General features: G+C 67.2%; 13 protein-coding genes. 6 read left to right on the forward strand and 7 right to left on the reverse strand.

The genetic code is table 11. From position 1 onward, the window contains the following. Positions 1 to 77 precede the first annotated feature (77 nt). On the forward strand, positions 78 to 1100 hold the full coding sequence (locus RIT73_RS10745) for an LLM class flavin-dependent oxidoreductase (RefSeq protein WP_309132129.1): 1023 nt from the start codon (positions 78 to 80) through the stop codon (positions 1098 to 1100). Positions 1101 to 1189: 89 nt separating this feature from the next. After that, a complete protein-coding gene (locus RIT73_RS10750) occupies positions 1190 to 1819 on the forward strand; it encodes an isochorismatase family protein (protein ID WP_309132070.1) in 630 nt (209 codons plus the stop codon). 28 nt (positions 1820 to 1847) lie between these two features. Here RIT73_RS10750 and RIT73_RS10755 read toward each other — a convergent pair whose 3' ends face one another. Further along, a complete protein-coding gene (locus RIT73_RS10755) occupies positions 1848 to 3350 on the reverse strand; it encodes a hypothetical protein (protein ID WP_309132071.1) in 1503 nt (500 codons plus the stop codon). A gap of 259 nt (positions 3351 to 3609) precedes the next feature. Between RIT73_RS10755 and RIT73_RS10760 the strand changes: the two genes are divergently transcribed. Further along, a complete protein-coding gene (locus tag RIT73_RS10760; RefSeq protein WP_309132072.1) occupies positions 3610 to 4731 on the forward strand; it encodes an acyltransferase family protein in 1122 nt (373 codons plus the stop codon). A gap of 212 nt (positions 4732 to 4943) precedes the next feature. Continuing rightward, positions 4944 to 5993, forward strand: coding sequence for a homocysteine S-methyltransferase family protein (locus RIT73_RS10765; RefSeq protein WP_309132073.1), 1050 nt, complete (start codon positions 4944 to 4946; stop codon positions 5991 to 5993). Between the two features lie 183 nt (positions 5994 to 6176). On the opposite strand, the gene RIT73_RS10770 is transcribed toward RIT73_RS10765, so the two are convergent. Together RIT73_RS10770 and gndA are read right to left on the reverse strand one after the other, a co-directional pair. Next, positions 6177 to 7310 carry an alanine--glyoxylate aminotransferase family protein gene (locus tag RIT73_RS10770; protein WP_309132074.1) on the reverse strand — a complete coding sequence of 378 codons (1134 nt, stop codon included), beginning with the start codon at positions 7308 to 7310 and terminating at the stop codon, positions 6177 to 6179. Positions 7311 to 7429: 119 nt separating this feature from the next. Beyond that, entirely contained in the window at positions 7430 to 8977 is a 1548-nt protein-coding gene (gene gndA / locus RIT73_RS10775) for an NADP-dependent phosphogluconate dehydrogenase (protein WP_309132075.1), read from the reverse strand. Between the two features lie 228 nt (positions 8978 to 9205). On the opposite strand from gndA, the gene RIT73_RS10780 reads away from it, so the two are divergent. Together RIT73_RS10780 and RIT73_RS10785 are read left to right on the forward strand one after the other, a co-directional pair. Beyond that, entirely contained in the window at positions 9206 to 9811 is a 606-nt protein-coding gene (locus RIT73_RS10780) for a gluconokinase (RefSeq protein ID WP_309132076.1), read from the forward strand. A gap of 18 nt (positions 9812 to 9829) precedes the next feature. Further along, positions 9830 to 11233, forward strand: a complete 1404-nt coding sequence (locus RIT73_RS10785; RefSeq protein WP_309132077.1) for a GntP family permease — start codon at positions 9830 to 9832, stop codon at positions 11231 to 11233. Between the two features lie 26 nt (positions 11234 to 11259). Here RIT73_RS10785 and RIT73_RS10790 read toward each other — a convergent pair whose 3' ends face one another. From RIT73_RS10790 to RIT73_RS10805, 4 genes are all read right to left on the reverse strand, one after another. Further along, complete coding sequence (locus RIT73_RS10790) at positions 11260 to 12015, reverse strand: FCD domain-containing protein (protein WP_309132078.1); 756 nt, start codon at positions 12013 to 12015, stop codon at positions 11260 to 11262. Next, positions 12015 to 12965, reverse strand: coding sequence for a 4-(cytidine 5'-diphospho)-2-C-methyl-D-erythritol kinase (locus RIT73_RS10795; RefSeq protein WP_309132079.1), 951 nt, complete (start codon positions 12963 to 12965; stop codon positions 12015 to 12017). The genes RIT73_RS10790 and RIT73_RS10795 overlap by 1 nt, the downstream gene beginning before the upstream one ends. Further along, on the reverse strand, positions 12962 to 13900 hold the full coding sequence (gene rsmA, locus RIT73_RS10800) for a 16S rRNA (adenine(1518)-N(6)/adenine(1519)-N(6))-dimethyltransferase RsmA (protein WP_309132080.1): 939 nt from the start codon (positions 13898 to 13900) through the stop codon (positions 12962 to 12964). Before rsmA ends, RIT73_RS10795 begins: the two co-directional genes overlap by 4 nt. 75 nt (positions 13901 to 13975) lie before the next feature. Continuing rightward, a complete protein-coding gene (locus RIT73_RS10805) occupies positions 13976 to 14635 on the reverse strand; it encodes a TetR family transcriptional regulator (protein ID WP_309132081.1) in 660 nt (219 codons plus the stop codon). Between the last annotated feature and the right edge of the window lie 32 nt (positions 14636 to 14667).

Raw genomic sequence — 14667 nt, forward strand, 5'->3', positions numbered from 1 at the left:
TACATTGTCTTCCATGAGAAACGAGGTTCGACGTGGAGTTCCCTCCATTGTTCGGCTCTGCCCCATTCACCTTGTCCGTGCACACCGGCGGCGGACCCGGCGTCGGTCGCACCGCAGCTGACGGACTCTCCGAGACCATTCGCATCGCACAGGCCGCCGACCGCCTCGGCTATCACCGATTCTGGATGTCCGAGCACCATGCCATGCCCGCGTTGTCCGTCGCCTCTCCCCCGGTGATGATCGCCCGCCTCACTGCGGAGACCGAGCGCATTCGCCTCGGCGCGGGTGGAGTCATGCTCCCGAACCATGCGCCACTGGTGATCGCGGAGCAGTTCGGGATGCTCGATGCCCTCGCCCCCGGGCGGATCGATCTCGGGCTCGGGCGAGCGCCGGGAACCGACGGGGCCACCGCGTCAGCGCTGCGTCGCGGAGCCGGGGCGAATGATGCCTTCCCGCAGCAGGTCGCCGAACTGCTCGGGTTCCTCACCGACGACTTCCCCATCGGTCATCCTTACGCCGACGTTCATGCGGTTCCCGGACCGTGGCAGGCTGAGCAGAATCGTGTGCCCGCCTCGACCACCGACCCGGAAGTCTGGATCCTCGGGTCCTCGACGTATTCTGCGCATCTGGCCGCTCGGCTCGGCCGCCCCTACGCCTTCGCCCTGCAGTTCGGCGATGCCGACATCGCGACCGCGATGCGCATCTATCGCGAGAACTTCACTCCTTCCGAGGTGCTCGACCGCCCGTATTCGCTGGTGAGCGTGAGCACGATCGCAGCCGAGGACGCTGCGGAGGCGAAGCGGGAAGCGTCCACCTCGGCGATGGCGATGCTGCGCATGTTCAAGCGCGAGCCCTACAGCCTCCTGTCCCCCGAGGAGGTCGCCGACTATCCGGCGACGATCAACGAACAGGCGATCCTCGACCAGTACACCAACCGCACCTTCGCCGGCACCGCGGAGACCGTGGCCCGCCGCCTCGACGAACTCCACCGGCAGACCGGTGTCGACGAGGTGATGGTCGTGCTCGGCAGCCACACTCCGGGCACGAGTGAACGCACCGTCGAACTCCTCGCCGCCCACTACGGCGCCGTACAGACCTGAACCTCCCGGCATCCGCCGGAGCCGTTTCGAACCACAACAACCGATTCCACCACCAACCGAATCCCACCGCACCGATCACAGGAGATCTCATGTCCGCACCCCGCCGCGCCCTCGTCATCATCGACGCCCAGTTGGAGTACTTCAACGGCCTGCTGCCGATCCAGCATCCTCCCCGCGATGAATCACTGGCTCACATCGCCGAGGCGATGGATGCTGCCGCGCGGGCCGACGTTCCCGTCGTCGTCGTTTCGCACCAAGCTCCCGAAGGATTCCCGGTCTTCGCACCAGAGTCACCGACCTTCGCCCTCCACCCCGAAGTCGCTGAGCGCACCGACTCCGCGGCGCATAGGTTCACGAAGTCCTTCGGCAGCATCTTCGCGGACACCGGTCTCGACGAATGGCTGCGCGAGAACACGATCGACACCGTCACCCTTGTCGGATACATGACGAACAACTGCGTCATCGCCTCTGCCGCCGGCGCCGAGCCGCTCGGGTTCACCGTCGAAGTGCTCTCCGATGCCACCGGCGCCATCGACCTCGTCAACTCCGCAGGCTCCGCGCCCGCCCAGCAGGTGCACGAGACGATCATGGCCCTCCTCAACTCCAACTGGGCCGCGGTCACCACCACCGAAGCCTGGATCGACGCGGTGAAGTCAGGCAATGCCCTGGAGGGAGACAACCTCATCGAGTCCGCAGCACGGGGACGGAAGACCGACTGAGGGCCCCAGAAGATCGTCGCCAGTGGCCTCATGAGGCGGCAGCCGCGAGCCACGTCTGCCACAGCTCCTCGACATCGACGATCTCTTCGGCCCGAATCAGGACCTCATCGTCATCGGTGCGTCGGGCCCGCCCACGCACCAGCATGAGATTCGCCCCGAACAGAGGGTCACCCTGGCCGGATTCGTCGATGATTTCGATGTTGATGCATCCCGTGCCGTCGTCCAAGCCGATCAGCTCGGACTCACCCATCGAGAGCAGGACGTCCGCCGCCATCTGTGGATCGCAGCGGGTGCCTGCAAGGAGAATCTGAGCCCCTGGACGCATATCCAGGGCCTGAGCCGCCGAGGTGACGCCCAGTTGGTCGAGCATCGGCCGGTAGGGGTCGAGCACGTCCTCCTCATCGGGTTCCTCCGGGCCGGCCTGCCCATCTGCCCCAAGGTCGTCCGTAGCGCCCATGTCGGTCGCGCCCGCCTCGACAGCGCCCGCCTCGGTCGCGCCCGCCTCGGTGGCGACGACATCTGCCGAGACCTCCGCGGCTCCGTGCTCGCGGTCGTCGCGGGCGACGGGCACCGGAGCACTCGGGTCGGGAACGGTCACCTCGGCGAGGGTTGCGTCCCCGAGCAGCGGAACCCGGCCGTCGCGAGGCGCCCTCTTCCGAGGACGCGCGGTCAGCTGACGGACGAAGGCAATGATGTCGCCGCGAGGGGATCCACCGGCATTGCGTTCGCCCCTGCCGCGTGCAGCGCCTGAGCCGGAGTCCGCTCCGGTGTCGGCGGCGGCGACCAGGCTGTCGAATGCACCGGCAGTGGCCAGACTCATCATCAGCGCACGCGAGGGTCGAATCCGTTCGTGGACATCGGTGATCGATGCGAAGGGCTGTCCGTCGAGGATGTCGGCGATCTCCGAGTCCCTGTCATGTGCAGCCGCGCGTAGGGGCAGGCGGATGCCTTTGACCTCCCGTCCGATCCGCTCCACCCGGTGCCTGTCGCCGGAGGCACTGATGTCGATCGGCAGCAGCGGAATGCCGATGCGACGAGCTTCGTCCAGCAGCGCATTCCGCTGCTGCGCGCCGGGATTGTGCTCGAGGACCCCGGTGAGGAACTCGACCGGGAAGTGCGCCTTCAGCCAGGCGCTCTGATAGCTGGGATCGGTGAAGCCGACACGCGGAGAGTCGAAGCAGCCGAGAGTGCGTGCGGATCCGAGGAGCTCCAAGGTGACCTCGTCGTCGGCAGGGATGGCGTCGAGATCGATGGCACCTGCTTCCGACACATACTCGGCATCGGCCGGCAGCCCGCCCTCTCGGCGAGTGGCGCGTCCATTGACGCGGGCAACCTCGGCGACGATGAACGACAGAGTGCGATCCGCGGCCGCGAACTCCCCCGACTCGTCGTCGGAACCGTCGAGGACCGCGTGAGCGTCCCTGTCAGCGGCCTCCACGTCCCCGCTGGAATCCTCGCCGAGGTGGAGGCCGGGGATCGCCGGCTGCTGCCACTCCGCCATGATCCACCTCCCGATGACATTCGAATGCATGTTCGATATGTCAGTCTAGGTCCACCGGACGATGCGAGCAATGAGGAGCCTTACGTCGCCGAAACCCTGAAGTCACGCTGAACCTCAGCTGTGAACGTTATGAAATCTTGATATTCCGCGATCGGCGACGACCGCCTCGGCGCAGGTGAGTTTTGGGAATGTCACCAGGAGCATTGCCAGTCGACAACGGCCTTCGCCCTCCTCGGAACATTCAGAGAATACACAAGGTCGGGCACTGCCGTGTTGCTAGCCTTTTCGGATGCCGACTCGTGATTATCGACTCGATCGCGCCAAAGGCATCCTCATCTTCACAGTCGTGCTCGGTCATCTGCTGGCGCGAACATCCCCCTGGGAATCGGATGCACTTCGCGCGCCGATGACTCTCATCTACGCCTTCCATATGCCGGCGTTCGTCTTCCTAGCCGGGATCACCGCCAAGTCGAACCGGCTGGCCGAACGCGTCCTCACCTTCCTCGTCCTCCTCTTCACCGCACTTCCGCTGATGTGGGGCTGGTTGTGGGGCTTCGGACTCGACCCGGACTACGACCTCCTCACGCCGTACTGGTTCACCTGGTTCCTCCTGTCGATGGCGTGGTGGATGCTCACCGTGCCCTTCATCGAGCGCTTCCCCCGCCCAACCCTCACCGTCTCCCTGATCGCGGGCCTGATTGGCGGGGCGCTCCCCCTCATCGACTACGAACTCTCGGCCGTGCGGTCGTTGGTGTTCTGGCCGTTCTTCGTCATCGGCAAGCTCTATGGGCGCGAGATCATCAACTGGGCCGGGAACTTGGGGCTCTGGCAGAAGCTCGGGCTGAGTGCCGCGGCATTGGCCGTGGTCGCCGCGTTCTACCTCCGCGACGTCTCGGCCTCATGGTTCTACGGCGGAGCGCGTTTCGATTCACTCGGCGTCGACCTCACCGACGGCATCGGGACGAGGCTCATCCTCTCCGCCGGTGCCATGCTCCTGACCCTGGCGCTGCTGTCGTGGATGACGAATCGCAGCGGGATCATCGCGACCATCGGCGCCCGCAGCCTTGCCGTCTACATCGGTCACGGCTTTGTCGTCCGAGCCCTCCAGCCGATCCTCGACGACAGCCGCGACCACCTCGGCGCGACCATGATCCTCGGGGTCTGCTTCGCTCTTGCCGTGTTCACGACTCTTCTGCTGTCGTGGGAGCCCTTCGACCGGGCCCTGCGGACGTACGCGGCAACGGTGGCGACATTCCTGCTGAAACCCTTCCCGGTCCTCCGTGACGAACTAGGTCAGCATTCCGCACCGGCAGGTCCGGTTCGACGGGATACGACTCCGGCGCGACAGAATGCGGCCGGGGACGCCCCGAGCACAACCCCGGCTCGGCAGGACGCGGACGCTCGGCGCTGAGGACCCTCAGGCAGCGGATTGCGAAATCCGTCGTGTCCAGGTCTGGGTCGAACTCGCCGCCGGATCGGGCAAAGCTCGCCGCAGGCCCGCCATCGAGTCGTCTCGAAAAGTCGAATGTGTCATTCTCAGCACATCCGCTTCCGCGGACGTGCTTACATTCTCAGGCCAGGGCATTCCTCCGCCCACCCCCGCCAATCCACTGAGGAGAACCCATGACCCAGTCCAACCCACTGAAGGAACGGCTCGACGCCGGACCGGTGATCTGCGCCGAAGGCTTCCTGTTCGAGCTCGAGAAGCGCGGCTACCTGACCGCTGGCGAATTCGTCCCCGAGGTCGCTCTTGAATACCCCGATGCTCTGCGGTCCCTGCACGTGGACTTCCAGCGCGCCGGCTCCGACATCGTCGAGGCCTTCACCTACAACGGTCACCGCGAGAAGATGCGCGTCATCGGCAAGGAAGACCTGCTCGAACCGCTCAACCGCTCGGCTCTGCAGATCGCCCGCAGCGTTGCGGACGCCAAACCCGGCAACTTCATGGCCGGCAACATCTCCAACTCGAACATCTGGGATCCCGCCGACGAGCAGAAGCAGGCCGAAGTCCGCTCCATGTTCGAAGAGATGGTCGGCTGGGCCGTCGAAGAGGGCGCCGACCTCATCATCGGTGAGACCTTCTACTTCGCGGGTGAGGCGATCGCCGCCGCCGAGATCGCCAAGGCCAGCGGACTCCCCTTCGTGCTGACCCTGGCGCCGATGGCATTCCAGGAGATGGCCGATGGAGTCGGCATCGTCGAGACCGCTCAGCGCGTCGAGCAGCTGGGCGCCGACGTCGTCGGCCTCAACTGCTTCCGCGGCCCAGCGACGATGCTGCCGTGGCTGAAGAAGATCCGGGAAGCCGTGTCCTGCCACGTCGGCGCCCTGCCGATCCCCTACCGCACGACCGAGGACGAGCCGACCTTCTTCAACCTCTCCGATCCACGTGCCGCAGTGCCGTCCCCGCACGGCCGGACCTTCCCCACGGCCCTGGACCCGCTGCAGACCAACCGGTACGAGATCGGCGCTTTCGCCAAGGAAGCCCACGACCTCGGCGTCAACTACATCGGCGTGTGCTGCGGCGCGACCCCGATGCACATCCGTGAGGTCGCCGAGGCGGTCGGATTGACCACCGAGGCCAGCCGCTTCTCGGAGAACATGAAGAACCACTTCATGTACGGCGACAACAAGCGCCTCGCCGAGAACGTCGTCGCCCTCGGCGATCGCGCCTGAGCGTCAGGGTTCCGGCAGCTTCACGAGAAGCACCACTACAGCGAGCGCTGATTCCTACCAGTGCAACGGTAGGAATCAGCGCTAGTCGGGCTTCTCGCGAAGCGACCGAGGGGAGTTACGCCTCCCGGGTGGCACTGCGCCTCCCGGGAGGTACTGCGCCTCCCGGGAGGAGTTGCGCCCCCGCTACTTCACACCGATCTGGTCGAGGGCGGCTTCCAGGCGGGCGATCGTGCCATCGATGTCGCCGAGCTTGTCGAGGCCGAACAGGCCGATGCGGAACGAGGAGAAGTCCTCACCCTCCCCGCACTGCAGCGGGACGCCGGCGGCGATCTGGACCCCGACCTCCTTGAAGCCGGCACCGGTCTTGAGCTTCGGGTCATCCGTGTGAACGACGACCACGCTGGGCGCGGCGAACTCGGGAGCGGCGACCGACGGCAGTCCCCGTTCGGCGAAGAGGGTGCGCACTCGGTCGCCGAGTTCGAACTGCGCGGCGGCGAGCTTGTCGAAGCCGCGTTCTTCGGTCTCGAGCATGAGCTTGACGTTGTGCGTCAGGGCGTCGGTGGGCATCGTCGCGTGGTACGGCGTGCGTCCTGCTTCGTACTCATCGGCGATGAACAGCCACTTCTTGAGATCCATCGAGAAGCTCGTCGACGTCGTCGATTCGACGGCCTTCCGCCCGGCTTCGGACAGCATGACATAGCCGGCGCACGGCGAGCCGCTCCACCCCTTCTGCGGGGCGGAGATGAGCACATCCACACCGAGGTCGGTCATCGACGCCCACACGGCTCCCGAGGCGATGCAGTCGAGGACGAAGAGACCGCCCACCGAATGGACGGCTTCGGCGACGGAACGCACGTAGTCGTCGGGCAGCAGCATCCCCGAGGCGGTTTCGACATGGGGTGCGAACACGACGGCCGGGCGTTCGCGCTCGATCGCGGCGACCACCTCGGCGACGGGGGCCGGAGCCCATGCCGCCTGGGGTTCGTCGCTGACCGGGGACGCCTGGAGCACGGTCGTCTCACTGGCGATGCTGCCGGCATCGAGGATCTGCGACCAGCGGAAGGAGAACAGGCCGTTGCGCACGATCAGGCACTTCTTGCCGGTGGCGATCTGGCGGGCCACCGACTCCATCGCATAGCTGCCGCCTCCGGGAATGATCGCGGCCGCGTGCGCATCGTAGGTCTCGCGCAGGACGCGGTTGATGTCCTGCATCACGTCCACGAAGCGCGCGGACATGTGGTTGAGGGACCGGTCGGTGAAGACCACCGAGTATTCGAGCAGGCCGTCGGGGTCAACGTCATCATGTGGCAGTGTCATGGGCACAACATTGCCATGAACCGCGGATTCGAGCCACCGCATCCCACGCCGCCGGAGATGGCCGTACTCACAGCTCGACGATGCCGCTCCTCAGCGGGTCGCCGCCGCGCGCTGCGGCCTTACAGCTCCACTTCGCTGCGATCGCCCGACCACAGGGTATGGAAGGTTCCCGGACGGTCGACACGGCCATAGGTATGAGATCCGAAGAAGTCGCGCTGCCCCTGGACCAGAGCGGCCGAGGACCGCGGTGCGCGGATGCCGTCGTAGTACGCGAGCGCCGAGGACAGCGCCGGCACCGGGATTCCGACCGTGGCGGCGCGCACGACGACGTCGCGCAGCGACTGCTGGGTCTCGTTGAGGGAGTCACGGAAGTAGGGCGCGGAGACCAGCGAGGTCAGCTGCGGTTCGGCGGCGTAGGCGTCGGCGATGCGATCGAGGAAGCGGGCGCGGATGATGCAGCCGGCGCGCCAGATCCGCGCCACCTCGCCCAGGTCGGTATCCCACCCGTACTCGCGTGCCCCGACGGCGATCTCATGGAGGCCCTGGACGTAGGCGAGGACCTTGCCCGCGAAGAGCGCCTGACGGACGGTGTCGACGAAGGCGTCGCGCTCCGCCGAGGTGGTGCTGGGCGCCGCATCGTCCGCCGAGCTGGACGGGCGGGGGCCGTCGAGCGTGTCACCCGAACTGCGGAGCACCGCAGCCGCGGACAGGGACCTGGCGAAGACCGCCTCGGCGATGGTGGCGATCGGGGCCCCGAGATCCAGTCCGGTCTTCACCGTCCAGGCGCCGGTTCCCTTCGCACCCGCCGAGTCGACGACGACGTCGACGAACGGTCGCCCGGTGGCGGAGTCGGTGTGAGTGAGCACCTCGGCGGTGACCTCGACCAGGTAGGACTCGAGTTCACCCTCGTTCCACTGCGCGAACACCTCGGCGATCTGACTCGGGGTGAGTCCGGCGCCGTCCCGGAGCAGGGAGTATGCCTCGGCGATGAGCTGCATGTCGGCGTATTCGATGCCGTTGTGGATCATCTTGACGAAGTGGCCGGCCCCGTCGGTGCCCACGTGGGCGATGCATGGCTCGCCTGCGGTCTCAGGCTTGCGCGCGGAGCTCTCCTGCAGAGCCTCCTCCGGGGTCGGCTTCGGAACCTCCCCGGCGTCCGTTTCCGGAGCCTGGATCTCGGCCTTCGCGGCGATCGGTTCGAGGATGGGTCGCAACCGCCTCCAGGCAGCCTCGGTGCCGCCGACCATCATCGACGGGCCGGTCAGCGCGCCGACCTCTCCCCCGGAGATCCCGACGCCGACGAATTCGACGCCGGCGCGCTCCGCCGCCTTCCCGCGCTCGATGGTGTCGGTGAAGAGCGAATTGCCGCCGTCGACGATGATGTCGCCGGGCTCGAACACGGCGGTGAGGTCACCGATCGCGGAATCCGTGGCGCGGCCGGCGTTGACCATGAGGATCGCCACTCGAGGGCCGTGGAGCATCGAGGCGAGCTCCGCCGGCGAGGTCGCCACGAGGAATTCCGCCTCCGGGTGGGCGGCTGCCACGGCGCGGGCCCGGTCGACGTCCCGGTCGTAGATCGCCACGCGCGTGCCCGGTTGGCCGGCCAGATTCCGGGCGAGGTTGGATCCCATGACTCCGGTCCCGATCACACCTACATCAGCGGTCATTGTCTTCCCTCTCCCTCGTCTCGCCGGCTCCTGCTGCTGGCAATGCCGGTTCCTGCGACAGGCCTCGCCAGCCCTTGCGTCTGACAGTACCCTGGTGATTGACAGCCGACCGTGGTGATCGGACTGTGGTGATTGACAGCCGCGGGCAACTCACCTACGGTTTTATAAATCTGATTTATTCACCGCAGTCTAGCAATATCATCATAAGTTTTCGAGAGGTTGACGGAGATGGACGAAGGCACCAGCCATCCATTCACCCCCTCGACTCCTCTCATCATCATGGGAGTCTCGGGAACCGGAAAGACCTCTGTGGGACGACTGCTCGCCGCGGAACTCGGGATCGACTTCCTCGACGGCGATGACCTCCACTCCCCCGCGAACAAGGCGAAGATGCAGGGCGGAGTGCCCCTCGACGACGATGACCGCTGGCCCTGGCTGCAAGCAGTGGCGCTGCGCCTGAGCTGTCAGACCCCGCCCATCATCGCGTGCTCGGCGCTCAAGCGCAGCTACCGCGATTTCCTCCGCGCCCGGGTCCCCCTGGCATTCTTCATCCATCTCACCGGGCCACGGGAGAAGATCGTCGAGCACTTGGCGCTTCGTTCGCACGAGTTCATGTCGCCGACCCTCGTCGACTCCCAGCTGAACACTCTGGAGCCGCTCGGAGCCGACGAACCCCATCTCCGCGCCCCCATCGACGTCCCTCCCGAGGCAGTCTGCCGATTCGTCATGGACCGTCTCCCCTCCGCACTCGACCGCCATCGTCGCGCACTCGGCGCCGACGGCGCCGGAACTTCTGCCCGCACACCCAATCCCCGGCCCCTCGCCGAGCACTAGAGACCTCGAGGAAGAGGAATGACCGACATCACCCCCAGCTGGACCCTGCCCGCCTCCGCTCTGCTGCTCATCGCAGCCGCAGCGATCGCGCTTCTGCTCCTCCTCATCATCCGCTTCCGGCTCCACGCCTTCATCGCGCTCGTCACTGTCAGTGTGATCACGGCGCTGGTCGCCGGCATCGCCCCCGCCGATCTCATCACCGTGCTCTATGACGGGTTCGGCTCGACGCTGGCCAGCGTCGCCCTCCTCGTCGGCCTCGGCGCGATGCTCGGTCGGATGCTCGAACTCTCCGGCGGGGCCCAGGTCCTCACGGATGCTCTGATCAGGGCGTTCGGGGAGAAGCGGGCACCGCTTGCCCTCGGCGTCACGTCCCTGCTGTTCGGATTCCCGATCTTCTTCGACGCCGGCCTCGTCGTCATGCTGCCGATCATCTTCACCGTCGCCCGGCGCCTCGGCGGCTCCCTGCTCCTCTATGCCTTCCCCGCGGCGCTGGCGTTCTCGGCGATGCACATCTTCGTCCCGCCCCACCCCGGACCCGTCGCCGCCTCGGGACTGCTCGAGGCGAACGTCGGACTCGTCCTCATCTTCGGCCTCATCGTCGCCATCCCTACGTGGTACCTGTGCGGGTACCTGTTCGGGATCTTCATCGGCAAGCGCGTCGATGTGCCCGTCCCCACCATCCTCACCGGCGGCCGCAACGAGGAGTTCAAGGACTTCGCATCCGCGCCGAGGCTGTCGACTGTCATCTTCCTGCTGGCCCTGCCGTTGGTGCTCATCTTCCTCAACACCGGCCTCAACTTCGCCGGTCAGGCCGGCTGGATCGACGTGGAGACGACGCTGGTGACGGTCCTGCGCATGCTCGGCGAAACCCCGATCGCCCTGCTCATCACCGTGTTCGCCGCCATGTGGCTGCTGGGATGGCGCAAGCGCAAGAGCAGCACCATGGTCGAGAACATCGTCGACTCCGCGCTCGGACCCGTCTGCTCGATCATCCTCATCACCGGCGCCGGCGGCATGTTCGGCGGAGTGCTGCGCGCCAGCGGGATCGGTGACTCGATCGCCGATTCGCTGGCCGCCCTGGGCCTGCCCGTCATCGTCGCCGGATTCATCATCGCCGCGATCGTGCGCGTCGCCCAGGGTTCGGCGACGGTGGCTCTGACCACCGCGGCCGCACTCATGCAGCCCGTCGTCGTCGGCAACCCCGACTTCTCGAGCCTGCAGGTCGTCGCGATCGTGCTTGCCCTGGCCGCCGGTTCCGTGTTCGCCAGCCACGTCAACGACTCCGGGTTCTGGCTCGTCTCCCGCTTCTTCGGCATGGACACGAAGACGACGCTGAAGACGTGGACCGTCGCGCAGGCGCTGCTCGGCGTCGTCGGCTTCGCGTTCAGCTTCGCGCTCTACGGCATCGCCAGCCTGGTCTGAGCCTCCGCCTGCGGCTGGCCTGCCGGTCACCCCTCGCGGAGCTCGCCCTCCCACACGGGCGCCATCTCGTTGTAGGCCCTGGCGACGATCTTCGCCATCGCCTCGCGCGCCCGATCCCGCTCCTGTCCGCCGATCGCATCGGCCACGTCGAAGTGCCACTGCAGCGCGTCGGGATGCGGGAAGCGCGGCATCAGACCCGCCTCGGTGCGGCCTGTGAGGATCTCGGCGACGACGGTGTCGAAGGACGCGAACAGCTCATTGCCGCCGGAAATCAACACGGCCCGGTGGAAGGCGGCATCGGCGGCGAGGAACGCCTCGACGTCCCCGTTGCGTCCCGCCGTCCGCATCCGTGCGGCCAGGCCCATGATCTCCTCGGCCTGGTCCGGCCGGGCGTGAGCGGCCGCGAGTCCTGCGGCCTCGGGTTCGATCGCGACCCGCAGCTCGGTGAGCGAACGGAGCATCCGGGCCGGGCTGACAGCCATCCGCCAGCGGACGACGAGCGGGTCGAGGATCGTCCAGTCCTCCATCGCCAGGATCACCAGTCCCAGGCGGCGAACGGGTCTGACCATCCCCAGCGACTCCAGCACCCGAACGACCTCGCGGACGACCGACAGGGAGACCTCGTAGCGGGTGCGCAGTTCCTCGGCCCGGATCACAGCGCCGGTCTCCAGAGCCCCGGAGACGATGTCGGTGCCGATGGCGTTGAGCACGTTCTCGTGCAGATTCCCGGTGCCTGCCGCTGACAGGCGGCCGGTCTTTCCTGCCTCCGTCGACCCGGTCATCAGGGTTCGTGCACCACGTGCGCCCCCGGTGCCGGTCCGGTGGTCCTGATCGCCTCTTTCACACCCCGGGTGGCCTGGAGCAGGACCGCGAGGTCGAGGGCATGATGGGCATCGCGGGCGAGGAATCCGATCGTCGGGCCCGACCCGCTGAGCAGGGGCAGGAGAGCACCGGCGGCACGGCCGGCCTCCATCACCTCGGCGAGCTCCGGCATCGCGGAGACCGCCGCCTCGGTGAGGTCGTTGGCCGCCGCCGTCGCCAGCGCCTCGGGGTCTCCTGCGGCGAGCGCCGTGAGGACCTGATCGGGGATCACGGCGGGTGCAGGCGCGGGATTGAGTTCGTCGAACCGGGAGTAGATCGTCGGCGTCGACAGCTGCCCCGCCGAGGTGGCCAGCACCCAGTGGAAGGATCCGCGGGTGAGGACGGGGCTGAGCTTCTCCCCGCGGCCGAGGCCGATCGCGGTCCCGCCATGGAGGAGGAAGGCGACGTCGGCGCCGACGGCAACCGCGCAGTCGTGGAGGATCGACTCCTCGACTCCCCCGAGCAGGTGTGCCGCACCCACCAGAGCCGCTGCCGCGTCGGCCGAGCCGCCGCCCATTCCTCCGGCCACCGGCACCTGCTTGTCGATGATGATGTCGAGGTCACGCAGCACCTCGACCTCCCTCCGGCCTTCGAGTGCCCGGATCATGACGGAGATGGCTTTGCGGGCGAAATTCGACTCATCCTGCGGCACGCCCGCATCGGCATAGCGTCCGCGAACGACGATCTGGCCGCTGCCACCGGGAATCAGCGTCAGGGTCTCGGACAGGTTGAGCGCCTGGAACACGGTCGCCAGCTCGTGGTAGCCGTGGTCGTCCAGACCGCCGACGCCGAGGTGGACGTTGATCTTCCCCGGAGCGCGCACCGTCACCGGTGCCAGGGTCCGAGTTCGGGAACGCAGCTGAGCGTTCATTCCCCGCCGCTCCCGCCGTCGTCGTTCGTCCCTCCACCGGAAGTCGCCGCCGGCGCAGCCGCCCCGGCGGCGGCGAGTCGTTCGAAGTCGGCGACGCCGAGCGCCTCGCCCCGGGTCCTCGGGTCGATGCCGGCGGCGCGGAGGATCTCCTCGGCCCGCTGGGCGCTGCCGGCCCACGTCGCCAATGCTGCTCGCAGCGTCTTGCGACGCTGGGCGAAGGCAGCGTCGACGAGGCTGAACAGGCGGGCGCGGGCCGCCGGGTCCCGCTCGGTGCGGGTGACGTCGATGTGGACGAGACCGGAGTCGATGTTCGGCGCCGGCCAGAACACGTTCTTGCCGATCCGTCCGGCCAGGGTCACGTCTCCGTACCATTGGGCCTTCACGCTCGGCACGCCGTAGGTGCGCGAACCCGGGCCTGCCGAGAGACGTTCGGCGACTTCGAGCTGGACCATGACGAGCACGGACGTCAGGCTCGGGAAGATCTCGAGGAAGTGGAGCAGCACGGGGACGGCGACGTTGTAGGGCAGGTTCGCGACCAGTGCCTGCGGATTCGTGGGGACCTCGGTCACGCGCAGGGCGTCGGCATTGATGAGGTCGAACCGTGCGGACGCGTCCGCAACACGTGCGTTGCCGGTGCCCCCCGCCTCGGCGAGGTCCTGGGTGTGAGTCCTGATCGTCTCCGGCAACCTCTCGGCGAGGAGCCGGTCGATCTCGACGGCGGTGACATGGTGCCCCGCCTCGAGCAGGCCCAGGGTCAGCGAGCCCAGCCCGGGACCGATCTCGACGACGTTCTGCGGAGAGTCCAATCGGGCTGCGGCGACGATCGAGCGCACGGTGTTGGGGTCGATGACGAAGTTCTGGCCCTTCTGCTTCGTAGGGCGCAGACCTAGGTCAGCGGCGATTTCGCGGATGTCGCGAGCGGTCAATAACGTCACAGCCAACAACTTACCTCACTGATTCTCTGGGGCACATCGTCGTCGGAGTCCGAGTGCCCCGACAACCCCTGGCGGTCAGCTCCGCTCCACCGTCGTCCCTGTCGCACCTCTGCTCGCGCGGGCGCGCAGCGTGCCCCGAGCCAGATCGAGAGCCCATTCCGCGACATCGGCGACGAAGAACTCGTACGCCTCGTGGCCGAACGGCAGAGGACTGTTGGCATACGCACCGAAGCCGTCGATGGCCATATAGATCCGGACGCACGTGGCAGTGGCATCGACGTCGCCGAAATCGCCGCTCCCCATCCCCTCCCGGATCAGCTCGGTCATCTGCGCCCGGCCAAGCTCCTCCAGCTCTTCCACCGCCATCGCCATCGCTGCACTCGACCGACTGATGTGACGAGCCGAGGACCAGAGCCTGTGCCCGGCCTGGGCCTGCGGACCTGTCAGGCTCGTGAGGAGACGGGACATGCGCTCCAGCGGCGTCCCTGTGGCCTCGAAGAGCGCCGATCGCTCGGTGGCCGCCGCGGTCCTGAAGGCCTCGACGATGAGGTCTTCGACGGCCGGGAAATAGTGATGGACGAGGCCCGGCCGCACATCCAGCGAATCAGCGACGGCCCGCAAGGTGATCCGATCCAGCCCCTCACCCAGCGCGATCCTCACTGCGGCAGTGAGAATCTCCGCGCGGCGGGCGGCCGGAGGCTTCCGGGTCCTGCCATGACGGGGAGTTGACATCATGGCATCCATGCTATTGCATTAGTGACCAACAA

Source organism: Brevibacterium sp., assembly GCF_031179145.1.
Lineage (GTDB): Bacteria > Actinomycetota > Actinomycetes > Actinomycetales > Brevibacteriaceae > Brevibacterium.